General features: G+C 55.9%; 1 pseudogene. It reads right to left on the bottom strand.

From position 1 onward, the window contains the following. Positions 1-127: 127 nt before the first annotated feature. Positions 128-355, bottom strand: a pseudogene (locus OCW50_RS33160) (IS6 family transposase); the annotation flags it as partial. Positions 356-551: the final 196 nt, after the last annotated feature.

The raw sequence follows: 551 nt of genomic DNA, 5'->3' as shown, positions 1-551 counted from the left end.
CGATCTCAGCTGGGGCGCGTGGTGAGGCCGGGCGCACCATCTACATCGCAGACTTCTGTCTTATGTCTCATTCGAGCTATCCCGGCCTCATGCTGTGGGAATGACCCGCAACGCCCATCAAATACAATGTCTCATCGATATGCCACTTGCCAGTGACGGCTCGCTTGCGTGCATTGAAGCGCTCCAGCAGTTCGGGTGAGTAACGGATAACCCATCTGTGGATCGTGGCGTGGTCAACCGAGATGCCACGCTCGGCCATCATTTCCTCCAGGTTCCGCAGGCTCAGACTGTAGGCCAGGTACCACCGCACGCCGAGCAGGATTACAGATCGATCAAATTGTCTGCCCTTGAACACGCCACCCTCCATCGCTGACCTAAGGGAGGATTAGCTGAAACTCTGAAACAGAATGTTTGCGACACATCCCTGTTGCCTGGTCCTCTGTAGAAACACGGGCATAGCCGATTAGGTTGGCTTTAGGAGGGGAGGGGGCCTTCATCGCCGGAGAAACCTCGGAGCTCGCTTCAGGCTCAATTAAACGGACCGAGCTTAT

The sequence above is a fragment of the Microvirga sesbaniae genome (genome assembly GCF_025460805.1).
Taxonomy (GTDB): domain Bacteria; phylum Pseudomonadota; class Alphaproteobacteria; order Rhizobiales; family Beijerinckiaceae; genus Microvirga; species Microvirga sesbaniae.
This window is presented reverse-complemented; position numbering and strand designations above follow the sequence as displayed.